Here is a 13,597-nt window from a genome sequence, read left to right as displayed (position 1 = left end):
CGAGACGGAGAGCGCAATATTCTCCGAGGTCAGCATGTCAAACCTCCTTCGCGCGGTCATCCTGTAGTCATTCTATGTGCCTCGCCCCGAGGCGCCCAAGCATGTGGTTCGGCGGATCTGACTGAAATTGGCACGTCGTCTTGGAAACCCTACGTGTGTGCGCGTACCCCGTTGTTGAGCGAAATCAAGATACCTGTCATCCACGCAGCCTAGGATGAATGTGGAAACCCGGTTTGCGGCGGCGCGAGCTCCTAAGGCGACGCTTTAGTGGACTATTGTGCTCATGCGACTTTGCCAAGACGGTCGCCAAAGGACGGAGGTGTCTCGTGCGCAGAATATGGTCGATGCTTGTTGTATTGCTCGCAGTTAGCCTTTCGGGATGTGGCTATAACACCATCCAATCGCAGGACGAGCAGGTCAAGGCAGGCTGGTCCGAAGTGGTGAACCAGTACCAACGTCGCGCCGACCTGGTGCCAAATCTGGTGAATACCGTCAAAGGCTATGCCAGCCATGAACGGGAGGTCCTGACGCAGGTGACTGAAGCCCGTGCCAGAGTGGGTTCCATCCAGGCCACGCCGGCGCTGCTCAACGACCCGCAGGCTTTTGCTCAATTCCAGGCTGCCCAGCAACAACTCTCCGGGTCCCTGTCCCGACTTCTCGCCGTGTCAGAGAACTACCCTCAGCTGAAGGCGGATGCTGGATTCCGCGACCTGCAGGCCCAGCTCGAAGGCACTGAGAACAGGATTTCCATTGCGCGAAATCGATATATTCAGGCTGTACAGGCCTACAACGTGACCGTGCGTGCGTTTCCTTCGAATCTGACGGCGATGGTGTTTAGCTATAAGGTAAAGCCAAATTTCAGTGTCGCCGATGAAGAGGGCATCGCCAAGCCACCGCAAGTTGGATTCGGTGCGACGCCGGCGAGCGCCCCTGGGGGTGCCAAGTGAACCTGTTCTCGGCCGCACGAGGCCTGCTTCTGGCGCTGACAGCCGTTGTGTCTCTCGGCGCCATTGCCGAGGTTGCCGTTCCGTCATTGACTGCGCGCGTGACGGACCTGACCGGTACGCTCACGCGCGAGCAGCAGGCTTCTCTGGACCAGACGCTGCAGGCCTTCGAAGCGAAGAAGGGAACACAAGTGGCGATTCTCATTGTTCCCACCACCCAGCCGGAGACCATCGAGCAATATTCGCTTCGCGTGGTCGAGCAATGGAAACTGGGACGCACGCGCGTGGATGACGGCGCACTGCTCATCATTGCCAAGGATGACCGCACGCTTCGTATTGAGGTGGGGTATGGCCTCGAAGGAGTCCTGACTGACGCCGCGAGCAAGCGCATCATCAGTGAAGATATCGTGCCTCGATTCAAGCAGCGAGATTTTTACGGCGGTGTGGCCGCAGGCATTGACCGCATGCTTGGGGTCATCGACGGGGAGCCATTGCCACCGCCGAAGGAAACGGCAGGGGATAGGGGGGACCCCGTCCGGCAACTGATGCCAATCCTTCTTGTGCTCACCTTGGTTCTGGGTGGGGTATTGCGGTCCATGCTGGGGAGGTTCCCGGGTGCAGTCGTGACAGGCGGCGCCGTTGGCGTGGTCGCGTGGATGCTTTCCGGCGCTATCTTTGCGGGCATCGTTGCGGCGGCAATCGCGCTTTTGTTCACGCTGCTGGGCGGCGCGCACATGGGCTTGCTGGGTATCGGCAGCCGCTCGGGAAGATATGGTGGCGGCTCGGGCCGAGGGGGATTCGGCGGCGGAGGCGGCGGCTTTGGCGGTGGTGGTGCTTCGGGAAAGTGGTGATGGCAGACGTCAAACGTATCGTGAGGCATCTGCTGATGACTCACTGGCAGGTCAGGCGAGCCTTCCCGCAGGAAACCCTGCGCGCAATCGAGCATGCCATTGCAGCAAGCGAGTCGACGCATATCGGGCAGATTTTTTTTGCTGTCGAGGGCGCCCTGAGCGGCATGAGCCTACTCAAGGGGGGCTTGGCGCGTGAGCGTGCAGTGGAAGTCTTCTCTCAACTGCGCGTTTGGGATACGGAACATAACAATGGCGTCCTGATTTACCTGCTGCTGGCAGACCGCAGCGTTGAGATTGTTGCTGACCGTGGCATTCATGCGAAGGTTGAGTCCCGAAAGTGGGATGCCGTGTGCCGAGAGATGGAAGCTGCCTTCCGACGTGCTGAATATCAATGTGGTGTCATCGCCGGCATACAGGCCATCAGCGAGCATCTGGGCAGGCATTTTCCCTCGCAGGCCAGCGGCAAGAACGAGTTGAGCGACAGGCCAGTGATTCTCTGAGTTGCGGGAATGCCGTCTCGGGCAGGCCAGTTCTCATGCGAAAGGAGCGACGTTGACAGTCCTCGGAATTCCTCCCCACGCCGCTTGAGGTGCGGCAGGTCAATACATTCTGTCTAGCGATTGGGCTGCTAATCGGCTTGGAGCACGGATGGCATGAACGCGAACCTCTCTGGCTGCCAGCGCAGGCAACGCTGCTACGGGATGAAATTCTAGAGGATGCGGATTCGGCCGAGATTGTAGACAAACTCGATGCCGCACTGAGGTCAGCAGACTGAAAATATGCGTTTTTAACGGAGTGCAGGGCAGCTTGCGACGCTGTGCTGCGTTCAGCCGGAGGGCCACCTCAAATGCAGCCTATCCCCACTAATCTGCAGAACGATTTCTTGAACACAGCACGCAAAGAGCGGAAGCGTGTCGAAGTGTACTTGGTAAACGGAATCAAGCTGACCGGTTCAATCGAGTCGTTCGACCAGTTTGTAGTGATGCTCAGTGGGCCAGGCGGCACGCAGATTGTCTACAAGAGCGCGATATCGACCATCCAGGTGCCGGCCGGTGTCCGCCAGATGGGTTCAGGCGCTCGGCCCGAAGGGCGCACGAGCTTCGGCAGTGAGCCGAAGGAAGGTGTTGTCGTCACGCGGAAGCGCCGTTTCACGGGGGGCGATAGCAGAAAAGAGTAGTTCATATTGCATTTTGCAGCCTGCGAAGGCGGGTATGTTTGACCGGCACCCCAAGTGTTAAACGTTCATGTCGCGTATTTTTTCTTCAATTTTGCTTTCCTCGGCATTGCTAGCGAGCCACGGCAGCATGGCCCAGTCCTATGTCGAATGCCAGCCTCTGGGCAAGGCGGAGCTTAAACTGGCTCCCAAGGCGACGCTGTTGGTTCTTCGTTGTCGCGCGAGGCAGACTTCATATGAAGCTCAACGCATCAAGGGCGCTTCGCAGAAGTTCAAGGACGACTTGTTGTTTGCATGCCAGGACCAGGTGATTGCGGTCGAGCATCAGTTGCGCGTGAGCCACGGCTTCACGAGAGAGTCGCTGGCTAAAGAGAGATGCGATTACTGAGGTGCCTTTGGTCGCAGATAGAGCTTTGGTGAGTGCGCCGGCAACGCCTCAACAGAAGCTGCGGCCAGATGTCAGGCAAGACCCCGCCGTGCCATCCCTACTTGCGCGCGGCCGCCTTCATCCACTCCGTCGTCTCCCACGCCGTGCCGAGCATGTCTCCCTGCCCGTGGTCGCAGTCTTCCCACTTGAAGAACTGCAGCTCGTCCGTGCTGGCCAGCCCGTTGGCCAGCACCTGCATGCCGAGCGTATGCGCCAGTGCGATCACGGCTCGCGCGATGGCGGCGCGCCTGGCGTCGGTTGCCACGTTGCGCACGTAGCCAAGCGGAATCTGCAGCCTGTCGGGCAACAGGCGCTGCAGGTTCGCGAGGGAGATCGGCGTGTTGCCCACGTCGGCCAGCGTGACCGATGCGCCTTGCTCCTGGATCCGGGCGCAGGCGAGGCGGGCGGCTTCAGTCGCCGTGCCCAGCAGGATGCCGGGTAGCTGCAGGTCGAGCTGGTTGCCGGGCTGGCCGGTCTCGCGCAGGGACTGCCTGAGCAGTTCCGGCAAGGCCAGCAGCGCGGATTCCTCCGCGCCGGCCACCTGCGGCAGCAGGATGGGAACGCTGACGCGGGTCGGGCTGGATACGGCGGCTTGCGGGTCGGTGTGCCAGGCTTGCGCAAGTTCGCAGGCGCGGCGCAGCAGCGCGGCGTTGATTTCGGTAACCAGGCCGGGCCGGCGGATTCGGCAAGCGATCTCGGCATGCGTCATCCAGCCGTCCGCGACCGGCCACTCCGGCAGTAGTGCGATGGCAGCAATGGCGGCGGAACTCAAGTCGAACTGGGACACCGCTTGCAGCCGGTACTGCCCGCCGCGCAAGCTCTCTTCAACTGCGTCTTCCACGCCCGGGCCGCCGGATGGCGCAGCGCTTGCGAGGTCCGGCAACGGACGGGCGGCGGGCAGCCCACCCTCCGGTTGCAGCGCATTGGCCTGCTGCAATGCCTTGACATACTGGTACGTGCGCAGCCCGCCGATCACGACGGACGTCAGCTTCTGCGCTGTCAGTTCTGTCTTGAGAAAGTAGCCATTGATCTCGTACCCGGTGATGACCTCGCGCTCCGGCGCCATGCCCGGATGTCCGGTGCGCAGCACGATCTGCAGGTCGGCGTTGCGCAGTTGCTCGCGGATGTAGCGCACCGTCTCCAGGCCGGCGTCATCGGTTTCCATCACCACGTCGAGCAGCACCAGCGCCGTGTCCGGATGCGCGGCCAGGTACGCCTTGCATTCTTCACCGGAGTAGGCGCTGTGGAACTGGATCCCGCGGCCGGAAAACGTCAGGTCCGCCAGCACCAGTTGCGTGATCTCGTGCACATCGGGATCGTCGTCGACCAGCAGGACCTGCCACGGGGGCACAGACAAGGAGGTGTTCATGACGGACTCATTACGGACGCGATCGGAATGGTGGCCTTCGTGGCGGGCGTGACTCTCGGCATCCGGATGGTGAAGACAATGCCTCCGCCATCCTGGCTGACGCCGTTGCCCACCGCGATGGTGCCGCCCAGGCGCTGCGTAACCAGGTTGTAGACCAGGTGCAGGCCCAGCCCGCTGCCGCCCTTGCCGCGGCGCGAAGTGAAAAAGGGTTCGAAGATCTTCTCGTGCAGCGCGTCCGGTATGCCGCAGCCGTTGTCGGCGTAGCGGATCACCACCTCGTCGCCGGGCGCGTGGCGCGCGGCGATGCGGATGGCGCCGCGGACTGGGCCTGTGTCGCCGCCGCCGAAGGCGTGCACCAGCGAGTTCATGATCAGGTTGGTGAGGATCTGGGCGATCGCGCCAGGGTAGCCGGTCATGGCGATGCCCGCCGGACAGTCGATCTGCAACGCCACGTGCGTGTCGCGCAGCCTGGGGTCGAGGCTGACCACGGTTTCGCGGATGTAGTCACCGAGATCGAAGCTGCGCCGCTTCTCGCTGGTCTGGTCGACCGCCATCTGCTTGAAGCTCTGTACCAGCTCCGCCGCGCGGTTGGCGTTGGACAACAGCAGCCGGGCGGATTGTGCGGCGTCCGACAGGTAGCGCTCCAGCTCCGCCGGTGTCAGCCCGCCGCCAGCCACCAGCGCCTGCGTGGCGCTGGTGCGGTCCTGCAGGTAGGACGCGGCGCTGACGGTAATCCCCACCGGCGTATTGATCTCGTGTGCGACCCCCGCCACCAGTCCGCCCAGCGACGCCATCTTCCCGGCTTCCACCAGGTCCTTGCGCGCGGATTCGAGATGCCGCAGCGATTCCATCAGTTCGGCCTGCGCCAGCTCGCGGCTTTCGTGCGACAGCACGATCCACCACGCGCCGAATGCGAGCAGGGGCAGGGTGGCCGAGTACACGCGCAGCAGCAGGTCCCCAAGCCCGCCGGCGGACGGCGGGGCGCCCTCGCCGAGGAGCCGGTAGGCCAGCAGGAACACCGCGCCCATGGCCGCCGACGCGATCACGAACAGGCCGAGGAAACGCACCAGGCGGCGCAGGAAATGCGGAGGCAGTATCCGCAGGAAGCTGCTCTCGCGCGGCAATGCCTGCGTCTGCGCGGCGGCGCCGGGCGCCTTGCAGGCATCGTGGCAATGGTTGTCCAGGCCGCAGCACAGCGAGCAGATCGGCCCTTCGTAGAAGGGGCAGTGCGCCATGTCCGGCGCTTCATAGTCGCGCTCGCAGATGCAGCAGCGCAGCGGCTCGTCGGTGCTGGCGGCGCGGATCTGCGGTTCCTGGCGCGCGATATAGTAGCGGCCGCGGGTCGCATAGGCGATCAGGATGGCGCTGGCGAACGAGGCGCCCATCGCGATAAAGGCCGAATAGGCTTGCGCCAGGGGGCCGAGCAGGCCGGAGTAAGCGCCGATGCCTGCCATCGAGGCGATCAGCATGGCGCCGCAGCCCACCGGATTGAATGCGTACAGGTAGGCTCGCCGGAATTCGATGTGGCGCGGGCTGATGCCCAGGGGCTTGAGCACGACGAGGTCGGCCGCCAGCGCACCGAGCCAGGCGATCACCAGGTTGGAATAAACGCTGAGCACGGCCTCCAGCGTGCTGAAGATGCCCAGCAGTGTCAGCAGCAGCGCGATCAGTACGTTGAACACCAGCCATACCACGCGGCCCGGATGGTAGTGCGCCAGCCGCACGAACACATTGGACCAGGCCAGCGAGCCCGCGTAGGCATTGGTCACGTTGATCTTGATCTGCGAGACCACCACGAACAGCAGCGCCACCGTCATCACCACCTCGGGCTGGTCGAAGACCTGCCCGTACGCCCACACGTACATGTGCATGGGTTCCATGGCCTTGCCGGTGGCCAGGCCGGCCTGCACCGCCAGTACCGCCAGCAGGCTGCCCGCCAGCACCTTGAGCCCGCCGATCAGGATCCAGCCGGGTCCCGCCAGCAGCAGCGCGCTCCACCAGCTCCACCGGTTCTGCGCGGTGCGCTCAGGCAGGAATCGCAGGTAGTCCACCTGCTCGCCGATCTGTCCCATCAGCGAGAACAGCACGCCGGTGGCGGCGCCGAAGGCCAGCACGTTGAAGGCGGGCGAGGCGCCGTCGCGCCCGGTGAAGGCGGCCCATTGCGCCAGCACGCCAGGATCGTGGCGCAGGATGTAGACGAACGGCAGCACCAGCAGCAGCACCCACAGCGGCTGCGTCCACATCTGCAGCTTGTTGATCAGCGTGACGCCGAAGAACACCATCGGCACGATCACCAGCGAGCAGACCAGGTAGCCCAGGGTCAGGTTCAGCCCGGTGGCGATGGTCAGTGCCTGGGCCAGGATGGCCGATTCCAGCGCGAAGAAGATAAAGGTGAAGGACGCGTAGATCAGCGAGGTGATGGTGGACCCGGCGTAGCCGAAGCCCGCGCCGCGCGTGAGCAGGTCGATGTCCACATTGGCCACGCTGGCGTGGTAGGCCACGGGCAGGCCGATCAGGAAAATCAGCAGGCAGACCAGCAGGATGGCCGGAAACGCGTTCTGGAAGCCGAAGCTAAGCGTGATGCTGGCGCCTATTGCCTCGAGCGCCAGGAAGGACACGCCGCCGATGGCTGTGTTGGCCAGCGTGAACGGGGACCACCGCCGGTACGAGCGCGCCGCGTAACGCAGTGCGTAATCCTCCAGCGTTTCATTCGCGACCCAGGATTGATATTCTCGTTTGATGCGCATGGCGTGGGGGCGTCGGGTGCGATGCGGGTCCGGGGAAGCGTATGCGATCGGGGTCGAATGGATGCGAATCGAGACGGAGGGTTGGCCGCGAGCGCTTCGATTATTGACTGAATCCGGTCCCTGCGCAATGACATGCATCCCACGCGCGCGAGGGGGGCGGACGCAGCGATAGCGCACGGCCGGAATGCTGCGCGGCAGCAGACGCGCGCGTCTTGACTTTTGAGGTTCCAGCGGAAACACTGGCCGGCAATCCTCATTTTGAAGAGAGCGGGGCAGACGGCATTTACCCGAGCGCTGCCCGAATCCACTGTGCCCGAAGTCATGGAGGACGCGCGGTTGACCGCCAAGAATGCCGATAGCGCCGATCCCCTGAACGGTGAGCTGGTCTACCGCATCCACGCCGCGCGCGACGACGAAGGGTTGCGCGGCGTCATCGCGCTGCTGCGCGACCAGTTCTCCGCGGGCACGGCGGTGCTGGCGCGGCGGCACCTGGCTGGCGGACAGGGAGCGGTACTGTGCGGCGCGCCGGATGATGCGGCGTTCTTCCGCACCTTCGCGGAATACTCGCCACGCAATCCCTGGTTTCTCTCCAGCAATGCCTACCAGCCGCTGCAGGTGATCGGCGGCGACGACATGCTCAGCAGCAGCGACCTGGTCAGGACGGACTTCTACCATGCACTGCTGCGGCCCCATCAATACCTGCACCGCCTGTGCGGGGTCGTCGCCCGCGAGGCCGACGTGGTCTATTTCCTTGAGCTGTACCGGCGCGAAGACCAGCGGCGATTCAGCGCAAAGGAAAAGACCGAGTTCCGCGGGTTGCTGGCGCATATGGCGCTGTCGCTGGAGAACCGCTGGCAACGGCACGGCGCCGCCGACCTGAGCCAGGCGCTGATGCGCATCATCGACGGCCATCCCAGCGCTACCTTCCTGGTGGAGCAGGACGGACGCATCGTCTATTGCAACCGCAGCGCCCAGGCGCTGTGCGGGCAAGGCAGCGGGCTGTACCGGGACGGGGACTATCTCGCCGCCGTCATGCCCACCGATCACCGTGCCTTGCGCGAGATGCTGGCCGGGCTGGCGCGCGGTGCGGGCGACATGCGCGATGCCCACGGGGGTCATGCCGCGCTGGTGCCGACCCAGGTGCTGTCGGTCTGCGCGCCGGGATTTGCGTTGCCCACCACACTGACGCTGCAGCCCGCCGGCGCGTCCTTGCGTACCGGCCTGGGGGAGGAGCGCGCGGTGGTGGTGGTCAGCGCGCGCCGGCAGGGCACGGAGCACGCGCACCACGATTGCCTGTTCGCGCGCCAGTTCAAGCTGAGCGAAGCCCAGGCGCGGGTCAACGCGCTGGTCTTTGCCGGCCACTCCATCGCCAGCCTGGCCGAGGTGCTGCACGTCTCCGATAACACGGTGCGCAGCCACCTCAAGCAGATCTTCCAGAAGACCAACACGCACGGCCAGATGGAACTGGTGCGTCTGCACGCCCAGCACTGCCCGCCGGCCTGAGCGCCGGACGCGGCAAAACGCTTGCGGGCCGGGGTCCGCGCAGGCCCGCATTGGCGCGGCGCACCATCCTTCCCCGGCGCGAACCGACACGCGTGTTTCGTATCCCGCTTGCGCCGTTGCCTCATGCGCCTGGGTGAAATCGCCTCACCCAGCCGGATGAGACGGAAATCCTCGCCGCGAGGGATTCGCATAAGCACGGCCCTGCATATAGTTGATCCGTCGCCACACGGCAGCGCGCGGCGCCAGGGCCACGAACACGAACACGAACACCCAATAAAACAAGACCACCTTACGGGGGAGACACGCCATGCTAGGCCTGACCTTGCTGTACGTCGGAGCAGTGCTATGCCTGAACGGCCTTTGGCTGCTCGGGAAAATTGGCGACCGCGAGATCTGGGTCGTGAATATCTTCGCCGGCGGGGTAACGATGCTGGTGTCGCTGCGGCTCATCTTTGGCGGCGAGGCGGATAGCGCGTCGATCAAGGCCGGCGCGCTGACGCTGCTGTTCACCTTCACCTACCTGTGGGTTGCGCTCAACCGCTTCAATGGTGCCGACGGGCGCGGCCTTGGCTGGTTCAGCCTGTTCGTCTCGGTCACGGTGATTCCCGTCGCCATCGACGCGCTGCGCAACGCGAACTCCGTCTGGGACACCTGGTTCGCCTGGTGCTGGGTTGGTTGGGGCGTGCTGTGGTTCCTGTATTTCCTGTTGCTCGCGATGCAGCGCCCCATCCTGAAGTTCACCGGTTTCGCCACGGTCCTGGCAGGCATCGCGACTGGCTGGCTGCCGGGCTATCTGCTGCTGAGCGAGTCATTCAAATAGACAGCAACGGGGTGCGCAATCGCGCGCGACGAAGCGGGTTCAGGCAGCCACAACGGCTGCATGGTTTCACGGCCGCAATCCGGCGATTGACCGGATCCACACCAAGGAGACAGGCAAATGGCAGATACCCTTATCAAGGTCGATCTCGCGCAGTCGGCGTACGAGAACGAGAAGGTGCACAACCGCTGGCACCCGGATATCCCGATGGCCTGCTGGGTCAATCCCGGCGACGAATTCATCCTGGAAACCTACGACTGGACCGGCGGCTTCATCAAGAACAACGAGTCCGCGGACGACGTGCGGGACATCGACCTGTCGATCGTCCACTTCCTGTCCGGGCCGGTGGGCGTGCATGGCGTCGGGCCGGGGGACCTGCTGGTGGTCGACCTGCTCGACGTGGGCGCCAAGCAGGAGAGCCAGTGGGGCTTCAACGGCTTCTTCTCGAAGAAGAACGGCGGTGGCTTCCTGACGGACCATTTCCCGCAGGCGCAGAAGTCCATCTGGGATTTCCACGGCGTCTACACCACGTCGCGCCACGTGCCCGGCGTGCAGTTCGCGGGGCTGATCCACCCGGGGCTGATCGGTTGCCTGCCCGATCCCAAGCTGCTGCAGACCTGGAACGAACGCGAGGTAGGCCTGATCAAGACCGACCCGGACCGCGTGCCGCCGCTGGCCAACCCGCCGTTCGCCGCGACCGCGCACATGGGCAAGCTCCAGGGCGACGGCGCGAAACGGGCGGCGGCAGAGGGCGCGCGCACGGTGCCACCGCGTGAGCACGGTGGCAACTGCGATATCAAGGACCTCTCGCGCGGCTCGCGGGTGTATTTCCCGGTGTATGTGGATGGCGCGGGGTTGTCGGTGGGCGATCTTCACTTCAGCCAGGGCGACGGCGAGATTACCTTCTGCGGCGCCATCGAGATGGCCGGGTGGGTGCACATGCGGGTGAACGTGATCAAGGGGGGGATGGCGAAGTACGGCATCAAGAATCCCATCTTCAAGCCCAGCCCGATCACGCCGACCTACAACGACTACCTGATCTTCGAGGGGATCTCGGTCGATGAAAGCGGCAAGCAGCACTACCTGGATGTCAACGTCGCCTACCGGCAGGCCTGCCTGAACGCGATCGAATACCTGACCAAGTTCGGCTACTCGCGCGCGCAGGCCTACGCCATCCTGGGCACGGCGCCGGTGCAGGGGCATATCAGCGGCGTCGTGGACATACCCAACTCCTGCGCCACGCTATGGATACCGACGCAGATCTTCGACTTCGATATCCGGCCGGAGGCCAATGGACCCACTGTGCATATCAAGGGAGGTGCCGACGTCCTGCTCTCACCCGACCTGGCCTGACGTAGCGTGACAAGCGCCGGGTCGATGTGAATCGATGTGAAGCGACCTGAAACAACCGGCGGCCGGCGCGGATTTCCGTATTCGCACGGACCGCGCCGGCCGGTTCCAACCGAGCGGAGACCTGAATGCCCATTTATGAATACGCGTGCGTGGATTGCGGCACCTTCAGCGCGGTGCGGCGCATCGACGATCGCGATGCGCCTCAGGCGTGTCCCGGCTGCGGCCAGGAAGCGCCGCGCATGGTCACGGCGACGATGCTGGCGCTGATGCCGTCGGCCCGGCGCGCCGCGCATGCCGGTAACGAGCGCAGCGCCCATGCGCCGGTCAGTTCGCAGGGGCACCGCCACGGGCCCGGCTGCGGCTGCTCGGGGGGGAGTGCCCGGCTGGCCGGCAAGCCGGACGCCGCCAAGTCCTTTCCCGGCACGCGGCCCTGGATGATCAGCCATTAGCGGCGGAACAAGGATGGCCGCGTCGCCCCCGGTTGCCGAAGCCTGACCTCGGTGCGAGGCATCGACGAGGGGAAGAGGGCGTGTCTGGCGAGACGGTGGCCGTCGCCAGCGCGACTAACGGTGCATGAGTGCGAGCCGTACGAGTTCCACGCTCCGGCTGCAGTTCATCTTGATCTTCAGGGAGGCGACCTGCTTGCGGACCGTGTTCTCGGATACGCCGTTCTGCATGGCGAATTCAGCGGGCGACTGTCCGGCGACGAGGCCGGAAAGCACCTTGGCCTCGGCCGGGGTGATGCCAAACGTGGCGATGAAATCAGCCGGGCTTGCCTCGGCCATCAGGCTGTTGCGGCGCAGCCTCACGAAGGCCAGGGGTTCGTTGGACAGCCGCAGGTTCTGGCTCGCAACCGCGATGTCCAGTCCGAGGGATTCTCCCTGAGCGAGCGGCACGCTCGCCCGGGAACGTTCCCCGCTCCTCAGCGTTGCCAGGATCCTCGCCGTGAGGTATCCCCGTCGAGCCAGGCGCCGGGACTCATGCCGATTGACGCATCGGCCAGCACATCGAGTTTGTGGAAGTGCTGGACGTAGTCGCGCATGGCCCCGTCTTCGACGTCCACCAGATTAAGGTTCAGCAGATCGCCCTGGCCGTCCATCATGATCAGCGAGCCGCTGTCGGCACCGACCAGGTCGCGTGCTGTCGCGAGGATCTCGCCCCAGGGCGGGGTCGGGTCTTTGATGTGTTCCAGCACTTCCACTGCGCGGCGAAAGATAGGGTTGGATGTCACGCCGGCCCCTTCTGGATCCCGATTTACAGGCGCCCCGTCGGTGGAGTATTTTTCGCCTTATCTAAGGTGCCTGATGCTGCACTCTCCGCAGCATTTGATTTGCAGCGTAGCAGATTTCCGCAGGCATAAAAACGGGCCATGTGGCGGGTCCCCTGTTTGTGGGATGGCGTCAGGGGACACCCGGTGCTCCCTGGAGCTGCGGAACCGGCCGTCGCCGGCATGGCCTAGAATTGCCTTGCGAGACCAACGCGTCGCGAGCGGAGGGGGCCGAATGGCACGGTTTTGCAGCAGGCTCGTCCAGGCAGGCATGCTTTCCTGCGTGCTCGCGTATTCCGCGTCCGGGCTGGGCGGCGAGGACGTAGCGCTATTGCCCGTCAAGCTCCCGCGGCACGTTGAGATTCAGTTGCCGAAGGGATGGACGCTGCTGTCGGAGGCGCAAAGCCGGGGCCGCGAGGTGACGCTCGATGCCGCGACCGACATCACGCGCCATGCATCGGAGGGCGACCGGCTGAACCTCCTTCACGCGGTGTCGAACCCCGGTGGCCCGTACGCGGCCGTCGTGATCAACTCGATTCAGCCGCCGGGCGTTTCGTTCAGGCAGGTGCGCAAGTTCGATGAGGACATGCTCAAGGCGTTCGGCGCAGGCTTCGAGCGCTTGATCCGGGATTCGCTCAGGAAGTCCGGCAGGCAATTGCTGTCGATCACCAGTCCGCGACTTGAGACGGTTGGCGGCTGGCCGGCCATTGCCATCAGTTACACCCGAAGCGGCGACCAGGGCACGATTTACGTGCAGCACTTCGACATCTATACGCCAGACCAGGAGCTTCTGCTGATCCTGGCCTGCCGCGACGCGGGGCGCGGCACATGGCTGCCAGTGCTCGAACGGATCACGAAGTCGCTTGTGGCCGGCGAGAACTAGGCCGCCGGACTGATCCGGACGCGCATTCAGGTACCCGCGCACATTGCGCGGCTGGCTTGCCGCGAACGCCGGGTGGCCGCGCAGCGCATGGGTACTGGCCAGGCACTGACGCGGGCGAGCGTGCATCGGCTTCAGAAGGACGACCAGTCCGAAGCCGATGAGGAAACCGCCGCCGCAGCGCTTGCACGCGGCGCAACGGCCCGCGGCGAGACAGTGGCGGCCTTCGGCGCGGGGCGTGCCGCGCGCGGCGCGGGCGCGCGGC

14 protein-coding genes and 1 pseudogene are annotated in these 13,597 nt (G+C 64.5%); 11 read left to right on the top strand and 4 right to left on the bottom strand.

All coding sequences use genetic code 11. The features are described 5' to 3' along the window. Positions 1-344: 344 nt before the first annotated feature. The 6 genes and pseudogenes from CF70_RS29225 (at position 345) to CF70_RS29205 (ending at position 3,357) form a co-directional block, all read left to right on the top strand. Positions 345-947, top strand: a complete 603-nt coding sequence (locus CF70_RS29225; protein WP_152561950.1) for a LemA family protein — start codon at positions 345-347, stop codon at positions 945-947. Then, the gene (locus tag CF70_RS29220) at positions 944-1,795 is read left to right on the top strand and encodes a TPM domain-containing protein (RefSeq protein ID WP_035873621.1); all 852 of its coding nucleotides are present in this window, start codon (positions 944-946) and stop codon (positions 1,793-1,795) included. Before CF70_RS29225 ends, CF70_RS29220 begins: the two co-directional genes overlap by 4 nt. Beyond that, entirely contained in the window at positions 1,795-2,295 is a 501-nt protein-coding gene (locus CF70_RS29215) for a TPM domain-containing protein (protein WP_035873618.1), read from the top strand. Before CF70_RS29220 ends, CF70_RS29215 begins: the two co-directional genes overlap by 1 nt. A 164-nt stretch (positions 2,296-2,459) precedes the next feature. Beyond that, positions 2,460-2,570: pseudogene (locus CF70_RS38390) on the top strand (DUF2789 family protein); the annotation flags it as partial. Between the two features lie 72 nt (positions 2,571-2,642). Further along, positions 2,643-2,972 carry an RNA chaperone Hfq gene (gene hfq / locus CF70_RS39105; RefSeq protein ID WP_081862410.1) on the top strand — a complete coding sequence of 110 codons (330 nt, stop codon included), beginning with the start codon at positions 2,643-2,645 and terminating at the stop codon, positions 2,970-2,972. A gap of 67 nt (positions 2,973-3,039) precedes the next feature. Further along, positions 3,040-3,357, top strand: coding sequence for a hypothetical protein (locus CF70_RS29205; RefSeq protein ID WP_035873617.1), 318 nt, complete (start codon positions 3,040-3,042; stop codon positions 3,355-3,357). Between the two features lie 97 nt (positions 3,358-3,454). On the opposite strand, the gene CF70_RS29200 is transcribed toward CF70_RS29205, so the two are convergent. Together CF70_RS29200 and CF70_RS29195 are read right to left on the bottom strand one after the other, a co-directional pair. After that, the gene (locus tag CF70_RS29200; protein WP_051649192.1) at positions 3,455-4,765 is read right to left on the bottom strand and encodes an EAL domain-containing response regulator; all 1,311 of its coding nucleotides are present in this window, start codon (positions 4,763-4,765) and stop codon (positions 3,455-3,457) included. Further along, positions 4,762-7,512, bottom strand: coding sequence for an ATP-binding protein (locus CF70_RS29195; RefSeq protein WP_051649190.1), 2,751 nt, complete (start codon positions 7,510-7,512; stop codon positions 4,762-4,764). The genes CF70_RS29200 and CF70_RS29195 overlap by 4 nt, the downstream gene beginning before the upstream one ends. A gap of 309 nt (positions 7,513-7,821) precedes the next feature. On the opposite strand from CF70_RS29195, the gene CF70_RS29190 reads away from it, so the two are divergent. The 4 genes from CF70_RS29190 (at position 7,822) to CF70_RS29175 (ending at position 11,634) form a co-directional block, all read left to right on the top strand. Then, entirely contained in the window at positions 7,822-9,015 is a 1,194-nt protein-coding gene (locus CF70_RS29190; RefSeq protein WP_152561949.1) for a LuxR C-terminal-related transcriptional regulator, read from the top strand. 307 nt (positions 9,016-9,322) lie between these two features. Beyond that, positions 9,323-9,835 (top strand): AmiS/UreI family transporter, encoded by a 513-nt coding sequence (locus tag CF70_RS29185; RefSeq protein ID WP_035873613.1) that lies wholly within the window; start codon positions 9,323-9,325, stop codon positions 9,833-9,835. Positions 9,836-9,952: 117 nt separating this feature from the next. Continuing rightward, the gene (gene fmdA / locus CF70_RS29180) at positions 9,953-11,185 is read left to right on the top strand and encodes a formamidase (RefSeq protein ID WP_035873612.1); all 1,233 of its coding nucleotides are present in this window, start codon (positions 9,953-9,955) and stop codon (positions 11,183-11,185) included. A 125-nt stretch (positions 11,186-11,310) separates the two neighbouring features. Next, complete coding sequence (locus CF70_RS29175; RefSeq protein WP_035873609.1) at positions 11,311-11,634, top strand: FmdB family zinc ribbon protein; 324 nt, start codon at positions 11,311-11,313, stop codon at positions 11,632-11,634. Positions 11,635-11,748: 114 nt separating this feature from the next. On the opposite strand, the gene CF70_RS29170 is transcribed toward CF70_RS29175, so the two are convergent. Both CF70_RS29170 and CF70_RS34100 read right to left on the bottom strand, forming a co-directional pair. Then, positions 11,749-12,081 (bottom strand): helix-turn-helix transcriptional regulator, encoded by a 333-nt coding sequence (locus tag CF70_RS29170; protein WP_051649188.1) that lies wholly within the window; start codon positions 12,079-12,081, stop codon positions 11,749-11,751. 26 nt (positions 12,082-12,107) lie between these two features. Further along, the gene (locus CF70_RS34100) at positions 12,108-12,416 is read right to left on the bottom strand and encodes a hypothetical protein (RefSeq protein WP_152561948.1); all 309 of its coding nucleotides are present in this window, start codon (positions 12,414-12,416) and stop codon (positions 12,108-12,110) included. 307 nt (positions 12,417-12,723) lie between these two features. Here CF70_RS34100 and CF70_RS29165 point away from each other — a divergent pair, with 307 nt between their 5' ends. Then, positions 12,724-13,335 carry a hypothetical protein gene (locus tag CF70_RS29165; protein WP_035873607.1) on the top strand — a complete coding sequence of 204 codons (612 nt, stop codon included), beginning with the start codon at positions 12,724-12,726 and terminating at the stop codon, positions 13,333-13,335. Positions 13,336-13,597: the final 262 nt, after the last annotated feature.

Source organism: Cupriavidus sp. SK-3 (assembly GCF_000611145.1).
GTDB lineage: Bacteria > Pseudomonadota > Gammaproteobacteria > Burkholderiales > Burkholderiaceae > Cupriavidus.
The sequence above is the reverse complement of the archived record's forward strand: the minus strand, read 5'-3'. Positions and strand labels throughout refer to the sequence as shown.